Origin of the sequence: Sphingomonas sp. ATCC 31555, assembly GCF_000282895.1 — a bacterium.
In the GTDB taxonomy this organism is placed as follows: Bacteria; Pseudomonadota; Alphaproteobacteria; order Sphingomonadales; family Sphingomonadaceae; genus Sphingomonas.
Genome location: NZ_ALBQ01000021.1, coordinates 182,156 through 207,648, shown reverse-complemented (window position 1 = coordinate 207,648; position 25,493 = coordinate 182,156). Strand labels below are relative to the sequence as shown.

Sequence of the window (25,493 nt, the reverse complement as noted above, 5' to 3'; positions counted from 1 at the left end):
CGCCTTAGGCCAGGCGATCGCCCGCGGTGACGTTCCCCGGCGAACGGGCCATGGCCGAATAGCGTTCGGCGAGTTCTTCATGGACGCGACGAACGGGGCCATGGCCGGACCGCGCGGCAAGATCGCGTTCTTTCCGAGCACGGATCGCGAAATACTCGGCATCGCTCGTCATCGTCGGCGCCCCTTGTCCAGAACCGCAGGCACGGCAGCCATGTTGTCGAGCTGCCACATCGCACCCGGAGTCGCGCGCGACACCGCATCTATACCACAGCGCATCTGCAAGATCGCGCCAAATGCGCTTAAACTCGATCAGACTGAGCGAGCTTTTCAGCCGCGCGGAAGCTGGAAATTCATTGCGTCCGCCGCATATTTCCGGACATGAACGCGCATGCCCCAACGCAATAGCAGCGGTTTTCGCGCGGGTAGACACTACGGGGGTTCACGTGCTGGAATTGCGGAAAAAGAGGGCGTAGAGGAGAGAACCATGCAGCGCCAAGACGCCCCCGCACCCGCCATTGATTATACGCGGGTCTTCACCCAGGCCATCGATCGCCTCCATGCGGAGGGGCGCTACCGGGTCTTCATCGACATCCTGCGCAACAAGGGCATGTTCCCGAATGCGCGCTGCTTCGCCGGGCATAACGGGCCGAAGCCGATCACGGTGTGGTGCTCGAACGATTATCTGGCGATGGGGCAGCACCCCAAGGTGATCGCCGCGATGGAAGAAGCGCTGCACGATGTCGGCGCCGGCTCCGGCGGCACCCGCAACATCGGCGGCAACACGCACTACCACATCGATCTCGAGCGCGAGCTGGCCGATCTGCACGGCAAGGAAAACGCGCTGCTGTTCACCTCGGGCTATGTCTCGAACGAGGCGACGCTGTCGACGCTGGCAAAGGTGATGCCGGGCTGCATCATCTATTCGGACGAGCTCAACCACGCCTCGATGATCGCGGGTATCCGCAATTCGGGCTGCGAGAAGCGGGTATGGCGCCACAACGACGTCGCGCATCTCGAGGAACTGCTCGCCGCCGACGATCCCTCGGTGCCGAAGCTGATCGCTTTCGAGAGCGTCTATTCGATGGACGCCGACATCGCGCCGATCGCCGAGATCTGCGACCTGGCGGACAAGTACAACGCGCTGACCTATCTCGACGAGGTCCATGCCGTCGGCATGTACGGCCCACGCGGCGGCGGCATCTCGGACCGCGAGGGGCTCGCCGATCGGCTGACGATCATCGAAGGCACGCTGGGCAAGGCGTTCGGCGTGATGGGCGGCTATATCGCGGCCGATCAGGTGATCATCGACGTGATCCGCAGCTATGCGCCCGGCTTCATCTTCACCACCTCGCTGTCGCCGGTGCTGGTTGCCGGCGCGCTGGCGAGCGTGCGGCACCTGAAGAGCTCCAGCGTCGAGCGCGAAGGCCAGCAGGCCGCCGCCGCGATGCTCAAGCAGCTGATGAATGACGCCGGGCTACCGGTGCTGCCCTCCACGACGCACATCGTGCCGCTGATGGTGGGCGATCCGGTGAAGGCCAAGAAGATCAGCGACGTGTTGCTCGCCGAATACGGCGTGTACGTCCAGCCGATCAACTACCCCACCGTGCCGCGCGGCACCGAGCGCCTGCGCTTCACGCCGGGCCCCTCGCACGACGAGGCGATGATGCGCGAGCTGGTGGATGCGCTGGTCGAGATTTGGGGACGGCTGGAACTGCGTCTGGCGGCGTAAGCGCCGTCAGTCGAGGGTGATTCGGCCGCCGAGGCCGGGCACGTCCATCGGTTCGCCGAACGGCACGATCATGGCCTCGCCATAGGCGCTGCCGCTTGCGTCCAACCCGAAGCAGTGCGTGACCTGGGCGACAATGTCGACCACCCAGTAGGCCGGAATACCCGCCCTTCCATAGTCGTCGCGCTTCTCGCCGAGGTCGCGCTTCTGCGTCGTCTCCGCGACTTCGATGGCGAACAGCACGTCCTCCCCTCGCAATGCCTTTTGCGGCACCGCGCCGGGTCTCAAGATCGCAATGTCGAACCCGCGTACCGTATGCGCGTCGATATGGATGACGACGTCGGTACCTACTTTTGCCCCAGCCGCCCGTACCAACGGGAAGAGCAATCCGACCAGGCGCGCATTGAGTTCGCCATGCGACCAGTCGGCCGGCATCATCTTTTCGATTCCCCCCCGGACCAGTTCGGCTCGCATGCCCTCGAACGCCCCCAGTTCGAGCATGTGCAGGAAATCGTCCGCCGTGAACGGCGACGCCCACTCCCTTTTGGATGCGAGGCGGACCTGCTGGTTCATGCCGCGCACTGTAGCACGGGAGGCACTTCCGAGGCGATAGCGCTCAGGCCGGTCGCGTGAGCCCCGCGCTCCAGGTATAGCCGCGCAGCGAGGAGCGGAACGATGCCGTCAGCCCCTGCTCGGCGGCGATGCCTTCCACCACCGCGCGCAGATCGGCGCGGGGATAGACGTGGAAGGCGTTGAGCTCCTTGAAGTGGAAGCGCTTGGCGAAGCCCGGCAGCCGTTCGTACTGGCCGAAATCGACGATGTGCAGGCTGCCGCCCGGCGCGAGTGCCCTGGCACCCAGCGCGATCGCTTCCTTCCAGGGCGGGATCATCGACAGCGTATAGCTCATGAACACGCGGTCGACTTGGCCAAGCCCGAACAGCGCGCCCACATCGAACGCACCGGCATCGCCCTGCGCCAGCGTGATCTTGTCCGAGAGCCCGTGCTTGGCCACCGATTTGCGCGCGGTATCCAGCATCGCTTCGCTGATATCGAAGCCGTGGAAGCGCGCGTTGGGCCAGCGCTTGGCGGCGACGATCAGGTTGCGCGCGGTGCCGCAGCCGACCTCTAGCACCGTGCCGCCCGGCGGCGGCGCCAGCTCGCGGATCAGCCGGTCGCGGCCAAGCAGATAGAATTTGCGCGTAAGATCGTAGAAGTGGCGATGGAGCGCATAGGTCGCATCCATCAGCCCCTTCTGATCGGCCGCCCCGGCGTGCCCGCTCATGCGTGCGGCTTCAGCGTCCAGACATGGGTCGCGCCGTAGACCGACGAGCGATCGCGGCGGGTCCAGTCGTCGAGCTTGGCCTGGTCCTCATATTCCCACTGGTTCATCAGCGCGTCGGGGATATGGCCGCGCACGACGTCCGGCACCGCCGCCGTGCGATACAGCACGCGCGCGCCGGGCTTGGCGGTGCGGGTGATCTCGGTCCAGATGCGGGTCAGCTGCTCGTCGGTCATCCAGTCCTGCGCGTCGAGCAGGATGTAGCGATCGAGCGACTGCGCCGGCATCGACTCGAGATAATCGGCATAGTTGGTGTGGCGGATCTCGACGCGGTCGGCGCGCTCGCGGACCAGCTCGTAATTCTTGCGCTCGAGATAGGGCGGCAGCGGCGCGCCCTCATGCTCGCCATAGCCGCGGCCAAACGCCTGCCAGGCGTAGAAATTGTCCTTGAGGTCGAAATCGCAGGCGAGCTTGCGCAGGCGGCTGCGCAGCGCGCCGGTGATGCCTTCCTGGTCGTCCACCTTGAGCAGATCGTACTGCGCCGGCGGGATACCGAAGCCGAACAGCGCCGCGGGCTGGTCGACCATCCAGCGCAGCAGCTTCTTGTCGAAGAACGGCGCGAAGCGCGTCTCGAAGATATGACGCTGCTCCTCGACGGTCTTCGCCGCGAGGATTTCCTTGGGATCGATGCCGTAGCGATGCGCCAGCCAGTGGACGAAGCCGATCAGCCGGCCGAGCAGCCCTTGGCGATAAAAGCCGGTCTTGAAGCCGTTGATCCGACGTACGCCGTTGGGCGCGCGGCCTTCCCAATAGGCGCGCGAGGTATCGTCGAGGCTCCCACGCAAATACGTCTTGTAGGCATCGATATTCTCTGGCCGGTTCGCGAGGCCGAAGAAGCGATGGAACGATTCATAGTCCGGCAGCCGCAGCGCCGCCTGCTGCTTGAGCTTGTTGAGCGCGATGTGCGCGGGGTTCAGGTCCACTGCCGTGATCTTCGCCGGGTTCGCCGTCAGGTAGGAGAAGACGTTGCACCCGCCGGATGCGATCGTGACGATGTGGCTGTCCGGCGTGATCTGCAGGGCTTCCATGTCGATCACAGGATCTTCCCAGATCTGCGCATAGACCAGGCCGCGAAACGCGAAAGTGAAGGCGCGTTCGAGGATGCCTTCCTTCGAGAGATGCTCGTGGCGGTGCACCGCACCCCGAACCGCACCATTCTTCGGTGCCTTGGCGATAGATGGCATTCGTGATGACTCCCGGAGGCCCAGCGCCGGCGGCTGGCGGTTCACCGCACCGGCGCCACTCCCCTGTGACAAAAGCTTTGCAGCCTTGTGACAGCGCCTCCGGGAAATCAATCCTTCGACAGTCCTCCCGCGGCAGGCCAGTCAGTATCGCCGACCCGCTTGAGCGTCATCGTGAAAAAGCGACGCGGGGGCTGCCCCTCAGTCACATAGTCGCCAACTTCGACGTAGACTCCGCCAGCGAACGTAGCGGTGTAACGCGCCAACGCGTTCGGTCCTGCAGGCACTTCCCACGTAAAGCCAGTATCCGTCAGCGATAAGGGAAAGGAACCGGAGCGGCCCTGCGCATGGCTCGCCAGCACGTATTTCCCTGATGCTTGATTGTAAGATACTACTCCAAAGGCGTGGAACGGCACGCTGCCGTCAGTGCCGTAGGCCTTGCCTTCGATCACGAGCAAGGTGCCATCAAGGATGGTCCCGATCCGCTCGGTCTGCGTCATCTCGATAGGACCGTCCGGCGTCAACGTCTCCGCCTTTCCGCGCCAGAGGCCGCGCATCCAATCAAGCTTTTTTACTGCCGCCTGCTGCGCAGCGATCGCGGCGGAGTCGGCAGCCTGCCCCCATGCGGTAGGTGCAAGCATCAGCGATCCGAACAAGGCAAAAGCAAAAGAAAAAGAAGGGCGCATCGGTGTTGAACCTCTCTGGTTGTTCCGGGTCGCGGGCGGTGACAATCTAGCGAGATGGCAGCGCCCCTTTCCCGTTTGCTTCGACGTGCAGGGCCCCGCGACAAGCGCGATTTCGCGAAGTGCGCAGCAAGCTTCGTGAAATGGACAGGGACGTCGCTGCCGGGCTTCCCGCTCCTATGGATCGCCTGCACATGCGCTGCCGGGCTGATGATCGTGACCGGAGGTTTCGGCACCAGCACACTGCCGCTACCCAAGCGCATCAGCTTCTGGCTGCTTCTCATGGGGTGGAACGCGCTCAAATGGCAGATGCTTTTCGCGCTCTTCGTTCGAAAGCCGCGGGATTGGCTGCGAGTCGCCAGTGTTGGCGTAATCCTACTAAACCTCCCGCTCCCGGCTGAAATCCGCTGGAGTGCTGCAGTGGTGGGCATCACCATAGCGGCGGTTCCGGGCGTTGTGTGGGCCCAGGCGGCGGTGATCGGACTGATTGCGCTGGCAACATGCTTTGTAACGGCGCGCGTGCTGCAAACACCTGCCGCACGAAACTCGCAAGACAAAGCCGTTGCACGAAGTGCCGGCGCCGGCGGCGTTGCCCCTGCCGCCGCCATTGCTCGTGCGCCGGGCGCCGATATCGCGGCCGGCCTCCTCGCCCGCGCACGCGTCGCCCCGGAGGCACTCCTCGCCGTTCAGGCGCAGGACCACTATTGTCGTGTCTACTCCCGGAAGAGCAGCGCCCTCGTCCATTACAAATTCGGCGATGCGCTTCAGGAAATTGCCATGCTGGACGGCACCAGAGTGCATCGCGGCATGTGGGTGGCGGCTGGGGCGGTTGCGGGCGCCGAGCGAAAAGGGCGGCGCTGGCGCTTGCTGCTATGCGATGGAAGCCAGGTGCCGGTCAGCGTAACCTATTTGCCGGAGGTGCGGCGACGCGGCTGGCTGGCCATATCGGACTAGCCCTTCCTCAATCGGTCGCATTATCGCTTGCCCGTTCCACCTGATCGACTCCGTTTGCTAATCCATCGCTTGCCTGATCAGCGCCCCGGCGCATCGAGTTGCCCGCACGATCGATCCCCTTTTCGATCTTGTCGCCAAAGCGATCGGCCGCATTGGCGAGCGAATCGCCGGCGCGATCGAGCGAATTGTCCACGCGGTCCTCGGTGTTGGGCGAACAGGCTGCGAGGCCGAGGGCGAGCGCGGGCAGCAGAATGGATAACGTCTTGAGCATATGGTCTCCTGGGTGTCTAGCCAGCGGGCGCGCACGCGCGTAGGGAGCGCGCCATGCCACATCGCATCGCCCTCGCATCGGATCACGCCGCCTACGTAATGAAGGCAGAAGTCGCCGAATGGTTGCGTGAAGCCGGACATGACGTGCTCGATCTGGGCACCAATGGTCCGGATAGCGTCGACTATCCCGACTACGGCTATCGCCTGGGCAAGGCGATCGAGAGTGGCGACGCGACGTTCGGCGTGGCGCTGTGCGGATCGGGCATCGGCATTTCGATCGCGGTCAACCGCAACCCGGCCGCCCGCTGCGCTCTCGTCTCCGAGCCGTTGTCCGCCAGCCTTGCGCGGCAGCACAACGATGCCAATGTCATCGCGCTCGGCGCGCGGCTGATCGGCATCGAGATGGCCAAGGCCTGCATTACCAGTTTTCTCGAAACGGCTTTCCTCGGCGATCGCCACCAGCGTCGCGTCGAAAAGCTGAGCAACCCCGAAAGGAGCCCCGCATGAGCACCAACCCCGTTACGGCAGGCCTTCAGCCGGATGGCTTCTTTACCAAGACGCTTTCCGAGGTTGATCCGGCGGTATTCGCCGGCGTCGAGCACGAGATGGCGCGCGAGCAGTATCAGATCGAGCTGATCGCCAGCGAGAACATCGTCTCCAAGGCGGTGCTCGAGGCGCAGGGCTCGGTCTTCACCAACAAATACGCCGAGGGCTATCCCGGCAAGCGCTATTATCAGGGCTGCCACCCGTCCGACGAGGTCGAGCAGCTGGCGATCGATCGCGCCAAGCAGCTGTTCGGCTGCGACTTCGCCAACGTCCAGCCGCATTCGGGCGCGCAGGCGAACGGCGCGGTGATGCTCGCGCTGACCAAGCCGGGCGACACCATCCTCGGCCTCAGCCTCGATGCCGGCGGCCACCTGACGCACGGCGCCCGCGCAGCGATGAGCGGCAAGTGGTTCAACGCGGTCCAGTACGGCGTCCGCCCCGACGATCACCTGATCGACTATGACCAGGTCGCCGCGCTTGCCCGCGAGCACAAGCCGAAGCTGATCATCACGGGCGGCTCGGCCTATCCGCGCCACATCGACTTCGCCCGCTTCCGCGCGATTGCGGACGAAGTCGGCGCGATGTTCATGGTCGACATGGCGCACTTCGCCGGCCTGGTCGCCGGCGGCGTCCACCCGACCCCGTTCGGCCACGCCCATGTCGTCACCACCACCACGCACAAGACGCTGCGTGGGCCCCGTGGCGGCATGATCCTGACCAATGACGAGGCGATCGCGAAGAAGATCAACTCGGCGGTGTTCCCGGGGCTGCAGGGCGGCCCGCTGATGCACGTGATCGCCGCCAAGGCGGTCGCGTTCGGCGAGGCGCTGCGTCCCGAGTTCAAGAGCTATGCCGCGGCGGTGGTCGAGAACGCCAAGGTGCTGGCGGCGACGCTCAAGGAGCGCGGCGCGAACCTCGTCTCGGGCGGCACCGACACGCATCTGGCGCTGGTCGATCTCACCCCGCTCGGCGTCACCGGCAAGGACGCCGACGAGGCGCTGGAGCGCGCGGCGATCACCTGCAACAAGAACGGCATCCCCAACGATCCGCTGCCGCCGATGAAGACCAGCGGCATCCGCGTCGGCTCGCCCGCGGGCACCACGCGCGGTTTCGGCCCGGCCGAGTTCCGCGAGATCGGCAACATGGTCGCCGACGTGCTCGACGGCCTGCGGAACAAGGGCGAGGCGGGCGACGCCGCGGTCGAGGCCGATGTGAAGGCCCGCGTCCGCGCGCTGTGCGAACGCTTCCCGATCTATGGCGGCTAAGTGCGCTGCCCATTCTGTTCCAATGAGGCCAGCCAGGTAAAGGATAGCCGCCCCACCGACGACGGGGCGGCCATCCGCAGGCGGCGGCAGTGCGAGGCGTGCGGTGCGCGCTTCACCACCTTCGAGCGCATCCAGCTGCGCGAACTTACCGTGGTGAAGAGCGGAGACCGGCGCGAGCCATTCGAGCGCGACAAGCTGATGCGCTCGGTCTCCACAGCGTGCCGCAAGCGCCCGATCCAGCCCGCCCAGATCGAGCGGTTGGTCTCCGGCATCCAGCGGCAGCTGGAAACGACGGGCGAGAGCGAAATCCCTTCCCAGCGCATCGGCGAGCTGGTGATGGAGGCGCTCAAGGGCCTCGATTCGGTAGCCTATATCCGCTTCGCCAGCGTGTATAAGGATTTCCGCGAGGCGAAGGATTTCGAGGAATTCGCCGGTAACGTCAGCGAGGTCGGCAAAAGTTGAATTCCCCCGTCATCGTGCTCGTCCGCCCGCAGCTGGGCGAGAATATCGGCAAGGCCGCGCGCGCCATGCTCAACTTCGGGCTGACCGAGATGCGGCTGGTGTCCCCGCGTGACGGCTGGCCCAACCCCTCGGCAGGTCCCGCGGCGAGCGGCGCGGATATCGTGCTCGAAAAGGCGCAGGTGTTCGAGAGCGTCGCCGATGCGGTGGCCGATTGCACCCATGTCTATGCCACCACGGTGCGCAAGCGCGGCGTGACCAAGCCGGTGGTGACCCCCGAGGTCGCCGCGCGCGAGATCCACGGCGCGCCCACGCGCAGCGCGATCCTGTTCGGGCCCGAGCGCTCGGGGCTGGAGACCGACGATGTAGCGCTCGCCCGCACCATCATCACCGTGCCGATCAACCCCGAGTTCGGGTCGCTGAATCTCGCCCAGGCGGTGATCCTGGTCGCCTATGAATGGTCGAAGCATGTCGGGTTGGAAAGCCCGCCCGCGGTCGACCTCGATCCCCCCGCCCCGCAGGAGGAGCTGGACGGGATGATCGGGCAGCTCGATGCGATGCTGGAGGACTCGGGCTATTATTTCCCGCCCGACCGGGTGCCCTCGACCAAGCGGACGCTGCGCACGCTGCTGACCAAGCCGCGCTGGTCGAGCCAGGAACTGCGCACACTGCGCGGCGTGCTTTCCGCACTAGAGGGTCGCAAGCGCCATCGGGTGGAGTGAGCAGCTTGACTCGTCCAGCGCGTCCCGCTACGCGCGCCGCTTCGCAATTGGCCCCGCACCCCCGGTGAAGCGGTGGCCCTGCGCTTTTCCCATCAGAGAAGCACAGGCGAAACCGGGATCGCGATCAGGGCGGCGTGCCGTCCGGGTCAACGTCAACGCAATTGATCTAAGGATTTTACATGTCGAAGCGCTCCAGCGCCAAGCATAAGCTCGATCGCCGCATGGGCGAAAACATCTGGGGTCGTCCGAAGTCCCCGGTGAACAAGCGCGAATACGGCCCGGGCCAGCACGGCCAGCGCCGCAAGGGCAAGATGTCGGACTTCGGCATCCAGCTGCGCGCCAAGCAGAAGCTCAAGGGCTATTACGGCGACATCACCGAGAAGCAGTTCAAGCGCTCGTACGAAGACGCGTCGCGCATGAAGGGCGACACCGGTCAGAACCTGATCGGCCTGCTCGAGCAGCGCCTCGACATGATCGTTTACCGCGCCAAGTTCGCGCCGACGATCTTCGCGGCCCGCCAGCTGGTCAACCACGGCCATGTCCGCGTTGACGGCGAGAAGTGCAACATCGGCTCGCGCCGCATCAAGCCGGGCCAGGAAATCAGCCTGAGCAGCAAGGCGCAGGAAATGGCGCTGGTCATGGAAGCGCAGAGCCTCGCCGAGCGCGACATCCCCGACTATGTCGCTCCGGACGGCGCGGCGAAGGTCACCTTCACCCGCGTGCCGACGCTCGACGAAGTGCCGTACCCGGTGAAGATGGAACCGAACCTGGTCGTCGAGTTCTACTCGCGCTAATTCGGCTCCCTTCGGGAACGAGAAATGGGGCGGTCCTTCGGGGCCGCCCTTTTTCGTTGTGTGGACGGGCACGACACCGCAAAACGGGCGCACCAGGAGGAATTCGATGCGCTTTTCGTTGCTTGCCCTTGCCCTGCTTTCGTCCACCGCCGCCCAGGCGCAGACCGCTCCCGCCATTTCGGTCGACACGCTCAAGACCGTCACGCAGACGCTCTCCTCCGACGCGTTCGAGGGGCGCAAGCCGACCAGCGCGGGCGAGGAAAAGACCATCGCCTATCTGATCGAGCGCTTTCAGAAGGCGGGGCTCAAGCCCGGCAACAAGGGGCAATGGGTGCAGGACGTGCCGCTGGTCGAACTCAGCGTGCAGAGCCCCAGCAAGCTCGCCTTTACCGGCGGCAAGACGCCGGTGTCGCTCGCCTATGGCAGCGAGGCGGTGTTCTCCACCTATCGCGTCACCCCGAAGATCGACCTGAAGGACAGCGAGGTCGTGTTCGTCGGCTATGGCATCAACGCGCCCGAGCGCGGGTGGAACGACTATGCCGGGCTCGACGTGAAGGGGAAGACCGTCGTCATCCTGATCAACGATCCCGACTGGCAGACCATGACGCTGGACGGCCCCTTCGGCGGCCGGGCGATGACCTATTATGGCCGCTGGACCTACAAGTATGAGGAAGCCGCCCGCCAGGGTGCGGCGGGCGCGATCATCATCCACGATACCGAGCCGGCCGCCTATGGCTGGGGGGTGGTCGAGAGCAGCTGGGGCGGCCCCAAGCTCGAGCAGGACACGCCCGGCGACCATGCCGACCAGTCGCAGCTGATCGGCTGGATCCAGCAGGATGCGGCCAAGGCGCTCTTCGCCAGCGCCGGCAAGGACTATGCCGCGCTGATCGAGGCGGCGAAGCGCAAAGGCTTCAAGGCGGTGCCGCTGGGTGTGAAGGCTTCCGCCAGCTTCGGCGTCGGCATCAAGCGCCAAGCCTCGAAGAACGTGGTCGGCATCCTGCCTGGCAGCGAGCGGCCGGATGAAGTGGTGCTGTTCTCGGCGCATTGGGACCATCTCGGCCGCTGCAAGCCGGTAGACGGCGACGATATCTGCAACGGCGCGGTCGACAACGCCACCGGCACCGCCGGGCTGGTCGCGCTCGCCGAGGCCAATGCCAAGGCGGGCCCGGCCAAGCGCAGCATGGTGTTCCTGGCGGTGACCGCCGAGGAACAGGGGCTGATCGGCTCGCAATATTATGCCGAGCACCCGGTGTATCCGCTCGCCAAGACGGTCGGCGGCGTGAACATGGACGGGCTCAACATCGTCGGCAAGGCGAAGGATTTCGTGCTGATCGGTGCCGGCAAGTCCGAGCTGGAAGAACTGGTGAAGCCGCTGGTCGCCGCAGAAGACCGAGTGATCGGCATCGAACCCACGCCGGAAAAGGGCGGCTATTACCGATCCGACCATTTCAGCTTCGCCAAGCTGGGCGTGCCGATGCTGTATGGCGAGAGCGGCGACGATCTGGTGGTGGGCGGCAAGGCGGCCGGCGCCAAGGCTGCGGAAGATTATACCGACAAGCGCTACCACAAGCCCCAGGACGAATATAACCCGAACTGGAAGTGGGACGGCGCGCTGTCCGACCTGCGGATCTATTACGGCCTCGGCCGCGCACTGGCCGAGGGCAGCAACTGGCCCAACTGGTTCAAGGACGCCGAATTCCGCGCCATCCGCGACAAGGCGCGGGCGGGGCAGTAACACGGTCCAGCGCCCCTTCCGTCGTCATCCCGGCGAAAGCCGGGATCCATTGGGGTTTCCGTCACGGCACCTGCCGATACCGAGAGGCGAATGGATCCCGGCTTTCGCCGGGATGACGGCTTGTGGGAAGCGGCCGGGCATCCGTCGGCCTTTCCCCTGTAACCGTACGCGGCTAAAGGCCGCGCCATGACTCGTACCCCTCCCCCCGAATGGGCGCCGCACGATGCGGTCTGGATCGGCTTTCCCAGCCACGCTGACCTCTGGGTCGAAGACCTGGAGCCCGCCCGCGAAGAAGTGATCGCCTTTGCCCACGCGGTCCATGCCGAAGGCCGCGGCGAGCGCGTTATCCTGGTCGCCGCCGATGCGGCCGCCGCCGAGGCGGCCCGCGCCATGGCCGGCGATGCCGCCGAGGTCGTGACCGAGCTGTTCGGCGACATCTGGCTGCGCGACACCGCCGGCATCGTCACCGGCGACAATGTCGCGCAGGATTTCGGCTTCAACGGCTGGGGCGGCAAGTACGACCTGGAAGGCGACGACACGATCGGCGCCCGCCTCGCCGCCCGCCGGCAGCTTACGGCCGTCAAGCATGGCTGGGTGCTCGAAGGCGGCGCGATCGACGGCGACGGCACCGGCCTGTGCGTCACCACCGAGCAGTGCCTGCTCAACCCCAACCGCAACCCAGACCTCGACCGGGCGGCCATCGAAGCCAAGCTTGCGGCGGACCTGGGCTACACCCGCGTGCTGTGGCTGGGCAACGGCCTCGCCAACGACCATACCGACGGCCATGTCGACAATCTCGCCCGCTTTATCGGCCCCAACCGGCTGCTGATCCCCACCCCGGCCGAGGACGATCCCAATGCGGCGATCTACGCCGATGCGGTCGCCCGCGCCGAGGCGTTCGGCGTCGAGGTGGTGCGGATGCCCTCCCCCGGCGCGGTGCTCGACGAGGATGGCGAGGTGATCCCGGCCAGCTACATGAACTTCTACATCGGCAACGCCGCGGTGGTGGTGCCGCTCTACGGCCAGCCCAACGACGGGGCGGCGATCGAGACGCTGCGGGGCATTTTCCCGGACCGTGTCATTGTAGGCCAGCGCGCAGATCATATCTTGACCGGCGGCGGCAGCTTCCACTGCATCAGCCAACAGATCCCCAAGCTCTGAGGACCCGGATGACCGAGATCACCGTCGGCGCGCTGCAGCTCGCCTTCTCGAACGATATCGACGCGAACATCGCCCGCGTGACCGAGCTGGTCCGCGAGGCGGCCGGCCGCGGCGCACAGGTCGTGCTGCCGCCCGAGTTGTTCGAGGGCGAGTATTTCTGCCGGGTCGAGGACGAGGGCCTGTTCGCCAACGCCAAGCCGGTGACCGAGCACAAGGCTGTACTGGCGATGCAGGCGCTCGCCGCCGAGCTTTCGATCCACATCCCCACCAGCTTCTTCGAGGCCGATGGGCCGCACCATTATAACAGCCTCGCGATGATCGGCCCGGACGGCAAGGTCTCGGGCGTCTATCGCAAGAGCCACATTCCCGATGGGCCCGGCTATGAGGAGAAGTTCTATTTCCGCCCCGGCAACACGGGGTTCAAGGTGTGGGACGGCCCCGGTGCCAAGCTGGGCGTGGGGGTGTGCTGGGACCAATGGTACCCGGAAACCGCGCGCGCGATGATGTTGATGGGCGCCGAGCTGCTCTTCTACCCCACCGCGATCGGCAGCGAGCCGCATGACGACAGCCTCGACACCGCGCGGCTGTGGCGTCGTGCGATGGTGGGCCATGCGGTTTCCAACGTCGTGCCGGTGATCGCCGCCAACCGCGTCGGCACCGAGCATGGCCAGACCTTCTACGGCACCAGCTTCATCACCGACGAGCGCGGCGACATCCTCGCCGAGCTGGATCGCACCGAGGAAGGCGTGATCACCGCGACGCTCGATCTCGATCGGGTGAAGCGCCACCGCGCCGCGTTCGGCTTCTTCCGCGATCGCCGGCCGGAATTGTACGGCCGGCTGGTGCAGGACATCTGAAGCGGTCGTCGCCCCTTCCGATCGGGAGGGGCGACGCGCGGTTCAGCGCTGTTGCTGGCCGACCTGGGTTTCCACCTTCACCGGACGGTCGCAGCGCGCATCGCGAATCACTGCCAAGGAACGATCCGCCAAAGGCTGTTCCGCGAGCGGCGTGGCACGAGCCGATGTTTCACGCTCCGCATCCTTGCCCACGACCTGTAACTTGGCATTTTCGCATCGCGCTTTTGCCGCGGGCGCCTTCGGTACAGTAACGCCGTCGGAAACTGCAAAGACGGCGAGCGCAGCGATCGAGACCAGTTGAAGCATCTGCTTTCCCCTTTTCGAAGCGAGGCCAACCTATCCCGGCCGGACGCCGGATCCTAACGCCCGCGTTCGGCGAGCTTGCGCTCCCATGCCAGCGCGTCGCGAACGATGCCGTTCAGGTCGTCATACTTGGGGCGCCATGGCAGGGCGGCGAGGATCGCGCTGTTATCTGCCACCAATGCATCGGGATCGCCGGCGCGGCGGCCCTCCAACTTGCGTTCGATCGTCATGTTGGTCACGCGATCAACAGCGTCCAGCACCTCCAGCACCGAGAATCCCCGGCCATAGCCGCAGTTCATCGTGTGGCTTTCCTGCGGCCGCGCGATCAGCAGATCGAGCGCATCGACATGGGCGGCGGCAAGATCGCTGACATGGATATAGTCGCGCACGCCGGTGCCGTCGGCGGTCGCGAAATCGGTGCCGTAAACGCCGACATGGCTGCGCTTGCCGGTGGCCGCTTCCACGGCAATCTTGATCAGATGCGTCGCCCCGATGGTCGATTGTCCGCTGCGCCCCTGCGGATCCGCGCCGGCGACGTTGAAGTAGCGCAAAGCGCAATAGTTCATCGGATGCGCCGCCGCGACGTCCTTCAGCATGATCTCGGTCATCAGCTTCGACATGCCATATGGATTGATCGGCGCCTTCGGGCTGTCTTCGCGGATCGGCACCTTTTCCGGGATGCCATAGGTGGCGGCGGTCGACGAGAAGATGAAGTGGCGGACGCCTTCCGCCACGACGCTTTCGATCAGCGACCGGCTGGCGGCGGGGGTGTTGCGATAATATTTGAGCGGGTCCGTCACCGATTCCGGCACCACCACCGATCCGGCAAAGTGCATCACCGCCGTGACGCCGTGCGCGCGGATCGCCGATCGCACCGCTTCGGCATCGTCGATATTGGCCACGACGAGCTTGGCGCGCGAGTCCACCGCCCAGTCGAAGCCGGTCACCAGATTGTCGATCACGACAACCGACCAGCCGGCATCCAGCAGCGCCAGCACCGCATGGCTGCCGATATAGCCCGCACCACCCGTAACCAACACCGTTCCGTCGCGCATGATGGTCCCCCCTTTGTCCGCCCCTACCTCCACCCTATCTTTGAGCGACAAGCAAGGAGTTCCTCGTAATGACGATCGAAACGGCTACCCTCGCAGGAGGATGCTTCTGGTGCACCGAAGCAGTTTTCAAGGATGTGATCGGCGTGCAGGCGGTCGAGAGCGGCTATATCGGCGGCACCAAGGAAAGCCCCACCTACAAGGAAGTGTGCAGCGGCACGACGGGCCATGCCGAAGCGATCCGGGTGACCTTCGACAACGACGTGGTCAGCTATGGCCAGCTGCTCGACATCTTCCTCGCCACGCATGATCCGACGCAGCTCAATCGCCAGGGCAACGATGTGGGGACCCAATATCGCTCGGCGATCTTCCCGCATTCGGCAGAGCAGGAGCGCGAGGCGCTGGACGCGCTGGAGCGTGCCCGCCCGGATTGGCCGCAGCCGATCGTCACCGCGATCGAGCCGCTCGGCCAATGGTGGCCTGCCGAAGACTATCATCAGGAATATTGGGAAGGCGAAGGCCAGCGCAATCCCTATTGCCTCGCCGTGATTCCGCCCAAGCTCCGCAAGCTGCGCAAGAGCTTCGCCAACAAGGTGAAAGAGGGCACGGCAGCGTAAGGCCGCGCCCTCTCCACGGGGGGCGTTCGAGACCGCGGCTGGTCGCAAGACCAGCCGCTGATTGCGAACAACACAGGTGCAAGCAAGCCGCCTATATTGTCCGGGTTCCGCGCATCCTCAGCAGACAATCGAACATGGAACCGCAGCCGAGAAATCGTACCGCGGCTCAAATAATTCGAACATCCGCCAGTCACCGTCTCGCCCGTCTGTCTTTCGCGGGCTGTGCGGCCGTACAACGGTAAAAGTTTGTGGGCGGGTGTAAAGAAGAGATCGTATACCGATTACCCGAATTGAGACCGCAACAACCTCGATTCTCACGTGAACGACGTTTTTGAGGCGCTCACCATCGTGCGAATTACTGGCTATCGACCTATAACCTGCACGCATCGTTGTAATGTCGTGGACACGTCACCAGTGCCGGCAGAAATTAATTGCAACAATCTGTAACTAGCCTGGCTGGCAAGGCTGTTATTTGCTTTGACGCGGCGGTGCGGCGGATTCAGCCGCGTGGATGCGCGGCGCGCGCGAGGCGATCGCGGATGGCTTGGCCAAGGCCCTGCTCCGGGATCGGCGCGATGGCGATGCTGGAACGGGTGGACGCATCGGCACGATGCAGCGCATCGAACAGGCGCGCAGCGGCCTCGCGCAGATCGCCGGTGGCAGAAAGGCTGTCATCGCCGGCGATCGGGCCGAACCCAATCAGCCACTCTCCCGCCGCTGCCACCCGCGCATCGAGCCGCAACGGCTTGGCCGGCGCGTAATGGCTGGCGAGTTGCCCCGGCGCCGTCACTGCGCCGGGCGTGGTGCCGGTGCGATAGCCGGGCAGTTCCTCGGCCGTCACCGGCCCGGGCCGCAGGATTCGCTGCGTCGCGGGTTCGACGATGGTCGACTCGATCCCCGCCCGCGTCGCGCCATCGTCGATCACCAAAAGGATGCGTCCCGCCAGGCTCGCGGCGACATGGGCGGCACGCGTCGGGCTGATGCCGCCGCTGGCATTGGCCGAGGGCGCGGCGAGCGGCCGGCCGCTCGCCTGGATCAGCCCCTGCATCGCGCGGTGATCCGGCATGCGCAGCGCCACGGTGGGCAGGCCGGCGGTAACGAGACTGGCGATCGGCGAGCCATTCGCCAGCGGCAGCACCATCGTCAGCGGCCCCGGCCAGAAGCGCGTGGCCAGCGCGCGGGCATGGTCGTCGAAGCGGGCGATCGTCTCGGCCATTGCCATATCCGCGACATGCACGATCAGCGGATTGAACGAGGGCCGCCCCTTGGCCGCGTAAATGCCCGCGACGGCATCCGAATCGGTCGCGTCGGCGGCGAGCCCGTAGACGGTTTCGGTAGGCACCGCGACGCAGGCGCCGCGCCGAATCAGCGCCGCCGCTTCGCCGAGCGCGGCCTCGCCGTAGGGTAAGATGCGCGGATTTGCTGGGGTCACCCGCAAGGCGCTATATTGGCTGCAACAAGATCACAAGAGAGAGGCCTGATGTTCACCCCCGCCACCGCCGAGCAGCGTTTCGTGCTCGACCATATCGTCCGCCTGTCCGAGATCAGCGAAGAGGCCACGCCCGACCTGCTCGACGCCGTGCTCGACGGCGCCGGCCAGTTCGCCGCGGGCGAATGGGCGCCGCTTGAACGGCTGGGCGATACCGAAGGCGCGCGCTGGACCGAACACGGCGTGAGAATGCCCGAAGGCTTCGCCGCCGCCTATCGCGCCTATGTCGAGGGCGGCTGGGGCACGATCGGCTCGCCGACCGAGCATGGCGGCCAGGGCCTGCCGGTCAGCCTGTCGGTGGCGGTGCTGGAGACGCTGGGCACCGCCAACATGGGCTTCTGCCTATGCCCGGTGCTGACCGTCGGCGCGGTCGAAGCGCTCCACCATCACGGCTCGGCCGAGCAGCAGGCGCTGTATCTGCCCAAGCTGGCGACCGGCGAATGGACCGGCACGATGAACCTCACCGAGCCGCAGGCGGGTTCGGACGTCGGCGCGGTGAAGACCAAGGCCGAGCCCGCGGGCGACGGCAAGTGGAAGATCAAGGGCACCAAAATCTACATCTCGTTCGGCGATCACGACATGGCCGACAATATCGTGCATCTGGTACTGGCCCGCACGCCGGGCGCGCCGGCGGGTACCAAGGGCCTGTCGCTGTTCCTGGTGCCCAAGTTCCGGCTCAAGGAGGACGGGACGCCGGGCGATTTCAACGATATCAAGGTCGTCTCGATCGAGCACAAGATGGGCCTCCACGCCTCGCCCACCTGCGTGCTGAGCTTCGGCGACCATGACGACTGCATCGGCGAGCTGATCGGCCCCGAACTGGGCGGCATCCGCGCGATGTTCACGATGATGAACAATGCCCGCCTCAATGTCGGCCTGCAGGGCGTCCAGGTTGCCGAGCGCGCCACCCAGCGCGCGGTCGCCTATGCCCGCGAGCGGGTGCAGGGCTACCGGGGCGGCGCCCCCACCGCGATCATCGAGCACCCCGATGTCCGCCGCATGCTGCTGCGGATGAAGGCGCAGACGCAGGCGGCGCGCGCGCTGGTCTATTACGCCTTCGGCCAGCTGGATCGCGGCCGCAGCGGCGATGCCGAGGCGGACAAGCGCGTCGAGCTGCTCACCCCGCTCGCCAAGGCGCATGCGACCGACATCGGCAACGAGGTCGCGAGCCTGGGCGTACAGGTCCATGGCGGCATGGGCTATATCGAGGAGACCGGTGCCGCCCAGCATTTCCGCGACGCGCGCATCACCCCGATCTACGAAGGCACCAACGGCATCCAGGCCGCGGACCTGGTCGGCCGCAAGCTGAGCATGGACAATGGCGCGACGCTGCTCGGCCTGCTGGCAGACATGCGCGCCGAGGCACGGGACGCGGGACTGCGTTCGCTGATCGACGCCTGCGAGGAGGTCGGCCGCAACCTGCTGGGCAGCGATGCCGACGACCGGCTGGCGGCGAGCTATCCGTTCCTGACCATGCTGTCGGTGGCGGTGTGCGGCTGGCTGATGGAGAAGAGCGGGCGCTTGGCGGCACAGGGCGACGGCGAGCCCGGCTTCTTCCAGATGAAGCAGGCAGCGGCGCGCTTCTATGTCGAGCAGATCGTGCCGGAAGCGCTCGGTCTGCGCGCGGCGGCGATGGCGAAGGCGGCGGTGCTGTATGCGGTGGAGGCGGAGGCCTTCGCGGCTTGAGGGGCTTGGTGGAATAATCCTCACCCGCCAGGGGGAGGTGCCGCCGCAGGCGGCGGAGGGGGAGGGAAGCGATGCGCCTGGGAGGTCCCGATAATCCCCGCCGCAACGCCAAACGCCTGCGCAAAGAAATGCCCCCTCCGGAAATCGCCCTTTGGCTCGCGCTGCGCCAAAACGAAGCGGGTTTGCGCTTCCGCAAGCAGCACCCGGCCGGTCCGTACGTGCTGGACTTCTACTGCGCCCCAGCCCATCTCGCGATCGAAGTGGATGGCGAAGCCCATGCCCGCGGCCACCGCCCGGAGCGCGACGCCGCCCGCGACGCATGGTTGAAAGCACAAGGCGTGCGCATCCTCCGCTACACGGCAACGGACGTTCTGAACCACACCGAAGGCGTGGTGCGCCAAATCCTCACGATCGCGATCGAGCGGAGGGCCACTCTGCAAACCGCTCGCCTACCTCCCCCTCCGCCGCCTACGGCGGCACCTCCCCCTGTCGGGGGAGGATGAGCAAGGCGGATCAATCCTCACCCGCCAGGGGGAGGTGGCAGGCCGCAGGCCTGACGGAGGGGGAGGTCAGCGATTCGCTCTCGGCTCAGCGCGCAGGCAGGCCGCCAATGCGTCGGCGGCAAGCTTGTCCGCGAACGCGTTGTCGGACGGTTCCGCCCAGACGCGCAGATCCTCGATCAGCGAGGGATGCGCGCAAAGCGCGGCCGCCTCCAGCATGGGTGGGGTAATGGTGTTCCCGCGCAGGGCTTCCTGCACGCACGGCAATGCCAGTCCGGGATCGCGGCTTGCCAGCCCCAGCGCGGCCTCCGCTCGGACGACTTCGTCTTCGTCTCTCGCAGCAACAAGAAGAACCGCGCGCACCGCAGGCGTATCGCCTCCCTCCTGGCTCAGGAGCATGGTGGCCCAGTCGCGATTCGCGCGATCCGCATCCCGCGTGAGTTCGATGAGGAGATTGAGGTTGGCCTGCGCAAGGGGTCCGTCGGCGAGCGCCACCTCTTCCGCGATAATGCCCTTCAAGAAGTCTGACGGAGACTAATAGCGTTCGGACACCTGTGCACGCTGCCATGACACTACACGCCCTTCAAGCAAAAGGGCTTCATCCCCTCACAACGCCCCCAGATCCCCCACCGCATCCTTGTCCAGCCACGTCCCGGCCTCGGGCATCGGGTATTTCAGCCCCGTCGCGCAGTTGAACAGCACTGTCCGCTCCTCCGGGTCGACCAGCCCGTCCCGCATCGCCTGCCGGTACGCCGCCAGCGTCGCCCCACCCTCGGGGCAGAGCAGCAGGCCGTCCTTGCGGGCGCACTCGTCCACCGCCTGGAGGATTGCCGGATCGCCCACCGCCAGCGCGCGCCCGCCGGACTCGCGCACCGCGCGCAGGATCAGGAAGTCGCCCACCGCGCGCGGCACGCGGATGCCCGCCGCGACTGTTGCGGCATTCTCCCAGCGCTCGGCATGCTCCTCGCCCGCCTCGAACGCGCGGACGATCGGCGCGCAGCCCGAGGCCTGCACCGCGTACATGCGCGGGCGCTTCGCGCCGATCCAACCGAGCCGCTCCAGCTCGTCGAACGCCTTCCACATACCGATCAGGCCGGTGCCGCCGCCGGTGGGATAGAAGATCGCGTCGGGCAGCTCCCAGCCGCACTGCGCGGCGAGCTCCAGCCCCATCGTCTTCTTGCCCTCGATCCGGTAGGGCTCCTTCAGCGTCGAGAAGTCGAACCAGCGCCCCTCGACCGCCCCCCGCCCGACGATCGCGCCGCATTCGTCGATCTGGCCGTTGACCCGGTAGACCCGCGCGCCCTGCGCGGCGATCTCGCGAACATTCACCTCCGGCGTCTCCTCGGGGCAGAGGATCACCGTCTCGATGCCGCAGCGCGCGGCATAGGCGGCGAGCGCCGCGCCGGCATTGCCGTTGGTCGGCATGGCGATGCGGGTGACGCCCAGCTCGCGCGCCATGCTCACCGCCATCACGAGGCCACGCGCCTTGAACGAGCCAGTCGGCAGCCGGCCCTCGTCCTTCACGATCGCGCCCGGCCCGCCGGATTTTGGGATATCGATCAGCGGGGTCTCGATCTCGCCCAGCGAGACGATGTTCTCCGCCCGCCGCACCGGTAGCAGCTCGCGCCAACGCCACAGATCGGTCGGCCGCGCCTCCAGTGCGTCGCGGGTCAGCGCCGCGCCCACCCCCGCCAGATCATAGCGCACCAGCAGCGGCCGCCCGACGCGCGAGAGCCCATGCAGCTGGTCCGCCGCATAGGTCTCGCCCGTCATCGAGCATTCGAGATGGGTGACGAAGCTCGGCCGCTCGGCCGTGAGATTGTCCTGCATGGGCGGCAGCTTAGGAACCGCCGCCGCCCCTGTCGATGGCGCTTCAGGCCATGTCGAGCACGATCCGGCCCTCGATCTCGCCCTTACGCATCCGATCGAACACGCCGTTGACGTTCTCAAGTTTCTCGGTCGCCACGGTCGCATGGACCTTGCCCTGCCCGGCGAAATCGAGCGCCTCCTGCAGGTCCAGCCGGGTGCCCACGATCGAGCCGCGCACGGTGATGCCGTTGAGCACCGTGTCGAAGATCGACAGCGGGAAATCCCCCGGCGGCAGGCCGTTGAGCGACACGGTGCCGCCGCGCCCCACCATGCCCAGCGCCTGCTGGAACGCCTTGGTCGACACCGCCGTCACCAGCACGCCCCGCGCGCCGCCGACCGCCTTCTTAACGAACGCCGCCGGATCCTCGTGGCGGGCGTTGACCGTCAGCTCGGCGCCCAGCTTCCGCGCCAGCGCCAGCTTCTCGTCGTCGATATCAACCGCGATGACGTTGAGCCCCATCGCCTTGGCATATTGCACCGCCATGTGCCCCAGCCCGCCGATCCCGGAGATGGCGACCCAGTCGCCGGGCTTGGTATCGGTGACCTTGAGCCCCTTGTAGACCGTCACGCCCGCGCACAGCACCGGTGCGATCTCCACGAAGCCTACCTTGTCGGGCAGGATGCCGACATAGTTGGGGTCGGCCAGCACATAATCGGCAAAGCCGCCATTCACCGAATAGCCGGTGTTCTGCTGGCTCTCGCACAGCGTCTCCCAACCGCCCAGGCAGTGCATGCAGTGTCCGCACGCGGTGTAGAGCCAGGGCACGCCCACCCGATCACCTTCCTTCACATGGGTCACGCCAGCCCCAACCGCCGCGACATGGCCAACGCCTTCATGGCCCGGGATGAAGGGCGGCTTGGGTTTGACCGGCCAATCGCCCTCGGCGGCGTGAAGATCGGTGTGGCAAACCCCGCTGGCGGCAATGCGGACAAGAATCTGGCCGGGGCCAACCTCCGGCACCGGCACTTCCTCGATCACCAACGGCTTGCCGAATTCGCGAACTACGGCAGCTTTCATCGTCTTGGACATCGATCGCTCCTGCTTGGACTATGCGATCGGATGGGCCCTCACAGGCGCATGCCCAATTAGGAGTGATGCGTAGAACGCAAGTTCATCGCCGGCCCAGTCGGCTCCGCTGCGCCTGCTTGCGTAGCGCGCCCGGCATCCACCGCGCGGCGAACCACAGCTTGCGCGCCGTGCTGCCGACGCGGGTATGCAGCACCGGCCCGTGCACCGCCTGCCACGCCGCTTCCGCCACATCGGACACGGGCGAGATCTCCAGCCCGGAGCGTTGCACGCTTTCGCGGATCAGCTGGTTGGAGCCCCCCGCCGGCTGGTCGAGCAGCGGCGTGTCGATAAAGGCCGGCATCAGAGTGCGCACCTTCACGCCGGCCGCGGCCCATTCGCCGTCCAGCGCCTCGGCCAGGCCGCGCACGGCGAACTTGGTCGCCGAATAGATCGCAGCCCCTGCGGTGCCGTAAATCCCCGCGGCAGAGCTGGTGATCAGCATCGCCGAGTCCGGCGTGGCGGCCAGAAGCGGGAAGCCGACATGGGCGCCGTGCACCACGCCCATGAAGTTGACGGCATTACAATGTTCGAGCGCGCGGGGATCGGCGCTGGCGAACGGGCCGCTGGTTCCGATCCCGGCATTGTTGAACAGCACGTCCAATCGCCCGCCGCTGGCATCGGCGAAGTCCGCGAGCGCCGCAGTCCAGCCATCGCGGTCGCGCACGTCGAAAGGATGCGTCGTGACCCTGTCCGCCGGCAGCATGGCGCGCGTGGCCTCCAGGCCGGCAACGTTCACATCGGCGATCCCGATCCGCCAGCCGCGCGCGGCGAACAGCACCGCCACCGCCTGCCCGATGCCCGAAGCACCGCCAGTGATGAAGATCGCACGCTCCGCCATCGCCTCCCCCTTTATGCACGCCGGTCTTTGACCTTTGCCGCAACATTCCGCACAACAGACGACAATGCCAGAGCAATTGCGCAGCGTGACGTTCGAAGGTGTCGGCAAGAGCTACGCAAATTCCGTGCGGGCCGTGGATTCCGTTTCGCTGGAGATCGCGGGCGGCAGCTTCGTAGCACTGGTAGGAGCGTCCGGATCGGGCAAGTCCACCCTGCTCAAGATGGTGAACCGCCTGATCGATCCAAGCGAGGGGCGCGTTCTGATCGACGGCGCGCCGGTGGATGCTGGGCCCGCGCACCTGCTGCGGCGGCGGATCGGCTATGTCTTCCAGAATGTCGGACTGTTCCCGCACCTGACCGTGGGGGAGAATGTTGCGATCGGGCTGCGGCTTGCCGGCGGTGGGGCGCCGGACGCACGCGTGGCCGAGCTGATGCGGCTGGTGGACCTGCCGGAGGCGATGATCGCGCGGATGCCCGACGCGCTGTCCGGCGGGCAGCGCCAGCGCGTCGGCGTCGCCCGCGCATTGGCCACCGGACCGAAATTGTTGCTGATGGACGAACCGTTCGGCGCGCTGGATCCGGTGACGCGCGATGCCCTGGGCGCGGCGATCCGTGCGCTACACGCGCAAATGGCGCTGACCACTCTGCTGGTCACCCACGACATGGCCGAAGCGCTGCTGCTCGCCGACCGTATCCTGGTGATGGACGCGGGCCGCATCGTCGGCGACGCGACGCCGCGCGACCTGCTCGCCGGCAAGGGCGGGGCGACGGCAGACGCGCTGGTGGCGGTGCCGCGCGACCAAGCGCAGCGTCTCGCGGCACTGGCGCGATGAGCGGCGCCTTCGCCCGCGTGCCCGAACTGCTTGCGCAGCATTTGCTGCTGGCCTTTGCCGCGCTGCTGCTGGGAATCGCGATCAGCCTGCCGCTCGCGGTGGCGTCCGCCCGGCATCGGGGGATCGCCCGGGTCGCGCTGGGGTTGGCGAGCCTCGTGCAGACCATTCCCAGCCTGGCGCTGCTGGCGCTGTTCTATCCGCTGCTGCTATGGCTTTCGGCGCTGCTGGGCGGGGGCATTCCGGCGCTGGGCTTCCTGCCGTCGCTGCTCGCGCTCACCCTCTATGCGTTGCTGCCGATCCTGCGCAACGCGATCACCGGTCTCACGACGCTCGACCCCGCCGTGCGCGAGGCAGCGGACGGGGTCGGCATGACGGCTTGGCAGAAACTGCGCCTGGTCGAAGCGCCGCTGGTCGCGCCGATGGTGATGGCCGGCATCCGCACCGCCGCCGTGTGGACGATCGGGGCGGCGACGCTTTCGACTACGGTGGGCCAGCCGAGCCTGGGCGACCTGATCTTTGCCGGGCTGCAGACGCAGAACTGGGCGCTGGTGCTTGCCGGCTGCCTTTCCGCCGCCGCGCTGGCCCTGACCGTCGACGCACTGCTCGGCCTTGCCGAATGGGGAATTTCCCGCAGGCGGCGGGCCTTTGTGTGGTTGAGCCTAGGCCTGCTCGCCGCGGGCGCGCTCGCCGCCTTGGCGCCCGCCTGGCCCGCGCAGCGGAGCGTGGTGACGATCGGCGCCAAAGGGTTTTCGGAACAATATATCCTAGCCCGGCTGATCGGCGCGCGGCTGAAGTCGGCGGGGTACCAGGTGCGCTATCGCGAAGGGCTGGGCTCCGGCGTCGCCTATGCGGCGCTCGCGAGCGATGCGATCGACGTCTATGTCGACTATTCGGGTACGATCTGGACCAACCAGATGGGCCGTACCGATGTACCACACCGCGCCGAGCTCGTCCGCGGCGTGGCCGAATGGGCGCGACGTACGAACAAGGTCACGCTGCTCGGATCGCTGGGCTTCGAGAATGCCTATGCCTTCGTCATGCGCGGCGACGATGCCCGGCGCCGCGGCATCGCGAGCATCGCCGACCTAGCCGCGGTCGCGCCGTCGCTGAAGCTCGCCACCGACGTGGAGTTTCTGGAGCGCTCCGAATGGAAGGCCGTGCAGCGCGCCTATGGCCTGCGTTTCGCCGCGGCGAATCCCTATCAGCCCACTTTCATGTATCGCGCGCTCGCCAGCGGCGCGGCGGACGTGATCCCGGCCTTTTCCTCCGACGGTCGCATCGCTGCGCAGCATCTTGCCGTGCTGCAGGATCCAAAAGGCGCCATCCCCGGCTATGACGCAATCCTGCTGCTTGCGCCGAAGCGCGCTGACGACGCCCGCTTCCAGGCCGCCCTGCGCCCGCTGATCGGTGCGATTTCAGTCGAAAAGATGCGCGAAGCCAATTACATGGTCGATCGCGACGCCGACAAGCAGAGCCCCGATGCCGCCGCCCGCTGGCTGACGCATGGACTTGGGCACTGATCCTGCGGTATCGCTACCAAAGAACC

The 25,493-nt window shown here is 66.4% G+C and carries 28 protein-coding genes; 15 read left to right on the top strand and 13 right to left on the bottom strand.

Features of this window, described 5'->3' with window-relative positions; genetic code table 11:
* Positions 1-4: 4 nt before the first annotated feature.
* Complete coding sequence (locus B215_RS21365; protein ID WP_019369885.1) at positions 5-172, bottom strand: hypothetical protein; 168 nt, start codon at positions 170-172, stop codon at positions 5-7.
* A 312-nt stretch (positions 173-484) separates the two neighbouring features.
* Here B215_RS21365 and hemA point away from each other — a divergent pair, with 312 nt between their 5' ends.
* Positions 485-1,729, top strand: coding sequence for a 5-aminolevulinate synthase (gene hemA, locus B215_RS0111955; RefSeq protein ID WP_019369884.1), 1,245 nt, complete (start codon positions 485-487; stop codon positions 1,727-1,729).
* 6 nt (positions 1,730-1,735) lie between these two features.
* Here the strand turns inward: hemA and B215_RS0111950 are convergent, their stop codons facing one another.
* The 4 genes from B215_RS0111950 to B215_RS0111935 all read right to left on the bottom strand — a co-directional run bounded on the left by B215_RS0111950 (position 1,736) and on the right by B215_RS0111935 (position 4,932).
* Complete coding sequence (locus B215_RS0111950; RefSeq protein ID WP_019369883.1) at positions 1,736-2,299, bottom strand: Uma2 family endonuclease; 564 nt, start codon at positions 2,297-2,299, stop codon at positions 1,736-1,738.
* A gap of 43 nt (positions 2,300-2,342) precedes the next feature.
* Positions 2,343-3,008 (bottom strand): class I SAM-dependent methyltransferase, encoded by a 666-nt coding sequence (locus B215_RS0111945; RefSeq protein WP_019369882.1) that lies wholly within the window; start codon positions 3,006-3,008, stop codon positions 2,343-2,345.
* The gene (locus tag B215_RS0111940; RefSeq protein WP_019369881.1) at positions 3,005-4,249 is read right to left on the bottom strand and encodes a DUF3419 family protein; all 1,245 of its coding nucleotides are present in this window, start codon (positions 4,247-4,249) and stop codon (positions 3,005-3,007) included. The genes B215_RS0111945 and B215_RS0111940 overlap by 4 nt, the downstream gene beginning before the upstream one ends.
* Positions 4,250-4,356: 107 nt before the next feature.
* Complete coding sequence (locus tag B215_RS0111935) at positions 4,357-4,932, bottom strand: DUF1579 domain-containing protein (protein WP_152997754.1); 576 nt, start codon at positions 4,930-4,932, stop codon at positions 4,357-4,359.
* A gap of 207 nt (positions 4,933-5,139) precedes the next feature.
* Between B215_RS0111935 and B215_RS20660 the strand changes: the two genes are divergently transcribed.
* A complete protein-coding gene (locus B215_RS20660) occupies positions 5,140-5,883 on the top strand; it encodes a LytTR family transcriptional regulator DNA-binding domain-containing protein (protein ID WP_192813037.1) in 744 nt (247 codons plus the stop codon).
* 7 nt (positions 5,884-5,890) lie between these two features.
* On the opposite strand, the gene B215_RS0111925 is transcribed toward B215_RS20660, so the two are convergent.
* Positions 5,891-6,154, bottom strand: coding sequence for a hypothetical protein (locus tag B215_RS0111925; protein WP_019369878.1), 264 nt, complete (start codon positions 6,152-6,154; stop codon positions 5,891-5,893).
* 53 nt (positions 6,155-6,207) lie between these two features.
* On the opposite strand from B215_RS0111925, the gene rpiB reads away from it, so the two are divergent.
* The 8 genes from rpiB to aguB all read left to right on the top strand — a co-directional run bounded on the left by rpiB (position 6,208) and on the right by aguB (position 13,692).
* On the top strand, positions 6,208-6,660 hold the full coding sequence (rpiB, locus tag B215_RS0111920; RefSeq protein ID WP_026009193.1) for a ribose 5-phosphate isomerase B: 453 nt from the start codon (positions 6,208-6,210) through the stop codon (positions 6,658-6,660).
* Positions 6,657-7,964: a serine hydroxymethyltransferase gene (gene glyA, locus B215_RS0111915; protein ID WP_019369876.1), complete on the top strand. Its 1,308-nt coding sequence runs from the start codon at positions 6,657-6,659 to the stop codon at positions 7,962-7,964. The genes rpiB and glyA overlap by 4 nt, the downstream gene beginning before the upstream one ends.
* Positions 7,965-8,426, top strand: coding sequence for a transcriptional regulator NrdR (nrdR, locus tag B215_RS0111910; protein WP_019369875.1), 462 nt, complete (start codon positions 7,965-7,967; stop codon positions 8,424-8,426).
* A complete protein-coding gene (locus B215_RS0111905) occupies positions 8,423-9,145 on the top strand; it encodes an RNA methyltransferase (protein WP_019369874.1) in 723 nt (240 codons plus the stop codon). Before nrdR ends, B215_RS0111905 begins: the two co-directional genes overlap by 4 nt.
* A gap of 179 nt (positions 9,146-9,324) precedes the next feature.
* A complete protein-coding gene (gene rpsD / locus B215_RS0111900) occupies positions 9,325-9,939 on the top strand; it encodes a 30S ribosomal protein S4 (RefSeq protein WP_019369873.1) in 615 nt (204 codons plus the stop codon).
* A gap of 106 nt (positions 9,940-10,045) precedes the next feature.
* Positions 10,046-11,674, top strand: coding sequence for a M28 family metallopeptidase (locus tag B215_RS0111895; RefSeq protein ID WP_019369872.1), 1,629 nt, complete (start codon positions 10,046-10,048; stop codon positions 11,672-11,674).
* A 186-nt stretch (positions 11,675-11,860) separates the two neighbouring features.
* The gene (locus B215_RS0111890) at positions 11,861-12,835 is read left to right on the top strand and encodes an agmatine deiminase family protein (RefSeq protein WP_019369871.1); all 975 of its coding nucleotides are present in this window, start codon (positions 11,861-11,863) and stop codon (positions 12,833-12,835) included.
* An 8-nt stretch (positions 12,836-12,843) separates the two neighbouring features.
* Positions 12,844-13,692 (top strand): N-carbamoylputrescine amidase, encoded by an 849-nt coding sequence (gene aguB, locus B215_RS0111885; protein ID WP_019369870.1) that lies wholly within the window; start codon positions 12,844-12,846, stop codon positions 13,690-13,692.
* A gap of 42 nt (positions 13,693-13,734) precedes the next feature.
* On the opposite strand, the gene B215_RS0111880 is transcribed toward aguB, so the two are convergent.
* Together B215_RS0111880 and galE are read right to left on the bottom strand one after the other, a co-directional pair.
* Complete coding sequence (locus B215_RS0111880; RefSeq protein ID WP_019369869.1) at positions 13,735-13,998, bottom strand: hypothetical protein; 264 nt, start codon at positions 13,996-13,998, stop codon at positions 13,735-13,737.
* Positions 13,999-14,051: 53 nt separating this feature from the next.
* Positions 14,052-15,050: a UDP-glucose 4-epimerase GalE gene (gene galE / locus B215_RS0111875; protein WP_019369868.1), complete on the bottom strand. Its 999-nt coding sequence runs from the start codon at positions 15,048-15,050 to the stop codon at positions 14,052-14,054.
* 68 nt (positions 15,051-15,118) lie between these two features.
* Between galE and msrA the strand changes: the two genes are divergently transcribed.
* Complete coding sequence (gene msrA / locus B215_RS0111870; protein ID WP_019369867.1) at positions 15,119-15,664, top strand: peptide-methionine (S)-S-oxide reductase MsrA; 546 nt, start codon at positions 15,119-15,121, stop codon at positions 15,662-15,664.
* Positions 15,665-16,163: 499 nt separating this feature from the next.
* On the opposite strand, the gene B215_RS0111865 is transcribed toward msrA, so the two are convergent.
* Positions 16,164-17,102, bottom strand: coding sequence for an L-threonylcarbamoyladenylate synthase (locus B215_RS0111865; RefSeq protein ID WP_152997755.1), 939 nt, complete (start codon positions 17,100-17,102; stop codon positions 16,164-16,166).
* A gap of 42 nt (positions 17,103-17,144) precedes the next feature.
* On the opposite strand from B215_RS0111865, the gene B215_RS0111860 reads away from it, so the two are divergent.
* Together B215_RS0111860 and B215_RS20890 are read left to right on the top strand one after the other, a co-directional pair.
* Entirely contained in the window at positions 17,145-18,839 is a 1,695-nt protein-coding gene (locus B215_RS0111860; protein WP_019369865.1) for an acyl-CoA dehydrogenase, read from the top strand.
* A 71-nt stretch (positions 18,840-18,910) separates the two neighbouring features.
* Positions 18,911-19,342, top strand: coding sequence for an endonuclease domain-containing protein (locus tag B215_RS20890; protein ID WP_083844711.1), 432 nt, complete (start codon positions 18,911-18,913; stop codon positions 19,340-19,342).
* Between the two features lie 66 nt (positions 19,343-19,408).
* Here B215_RS20890 and B215_RS0111850 read toward each other — a convergent pair whose 3' ends face one another.
* The 4 genes from B215_RS0111850 to B215_RS0111835 all read right to left on the bottom strand — a co-directional run bounded on the left by B215_RS0111850 (position 19,409) and on the right by B215_RS0111835 (position 23,115).
* A complete protein-coding gene (locus B215_RS0111850; RefSeq protein WP_019369863.1) occupies positions 19,409-19,858 on the bottom strand; it encodes a HEAT repeat domain-containing protein in 450 nt (149 codons plus the stop codon).
* Positions 19,859-19,945: 87 nt separating this feature from the next.
* Positions 19,946-21,169, bottom strand: a complete 1,224-nt coding sequence (locus B215_RS0111845) for a threonine synthase (protein WP_019369862.1) — start codon at positions 21,167-21,169, stop codon at positions 19,946-19,948.
* A 43-nt stretch (positions 21,170-21,212) separates the two neighbouring features.
* Entirely contained in the window at positions 21,213-22,238 is a 1,026-nt protein-coding gene (gene adhP, locus B215_RS0111840; protein WP_019369861.1) for an alcohol dehydrogenase AdhP, read from the bottom strand.
* An 82-nt stretch (positions 22,239-22,320) separates the two neighbouring features.
* Entirely contained in the window at positions 22,321-23,115 is a 795-nt protein-coding gene (locus tag B215_RS0111835; protein WP_019369860.1) for an SDR family oxidoreductase, read from the bottom strand.
* 64 nt (positions 23,116-23,179) lie between these two features.
* Here B215_RS0111835 and B215_RS0111830 point away from each other — a divergent pair, with 64 nt between their 5' ends.
* Together B215_RS0111830 and B215_RS0111825 are read left to right on the top strand one after the other, a co-directional pair.
* Positions 23,180-23,947: an ATP-binding cassette domain-containing protein gene (locus tag B215_RS0111830; protein WP_026009191.1), complete on the top strand. Its 768-nt coding sequence runs from the start codon at positions 23,180-23,182 to the stop codon at positions 23,945-23,947.
* Entirely contained in the window at positions 23,944-25,467 is a 1,524-nt protein-coding gene (locus tag B215_RS0111825; protein WP_019369858.1) for an ABC transporter permease/substrate-binding protein, read from the top strand. The genes B215_RS0111830 and B215_RS0111825 overlap by 4 nt, the downstream gene beginning before the upstream one ends.
* Positions 25,468-25,493 lie beyond the last annotated feature (26 nt).